The organism is Rhodococcus sp. PAE-6 (assembly GCF_025290685.1).
Lineage (GTDB): Bacteria > Actinomycetota > Actinomycetes > Mycobacteriales > Mycobacteriaceae > Rhodococcus > Rhodococcus pyridinivorans.
Map to the genome: position 1 here is coordinate 1 of NZ_JAOCLZ010000269.1, position 232 is coordinate 232.

Consider the following 232-nt stretch of genomic DNA (forward strand, 5'->3'; position numbering starts at 1 on the left):
GAATACCGCGAGCGCGGACTGTTCGTCGTGGGCGTGCCGTGCAATCAGTTCATGGGTCAGGATCCCGGAACGCCGGAGGAGATCCAGGAGTTCTGCTCCGCCACCTACTGCGTGACCTTCCCGCTGCTCGAGAAGATCGAGGTCAAAGGCGAGAACCGGAATCCGCTCTACTCATAGCTCACCAAGCACCCGGATGCATCCGGCGAGTCCGGCTAAATCCATTGTATCTTTG

Annotated in this window: 1 pseudogene; it reads left to right on the top strand. The window is 59.1% G+C overall.

Annotated elements, in window-relative coordinates:
- Window positions 1-174 (top strand): annotated as a pseudogene (locus NVV99_RS26980) (glutathione peroxidase); the annotation flags it as partial.
- Between the last annotated feature and the right edge of the window lie 58 nt (window positions 175-232).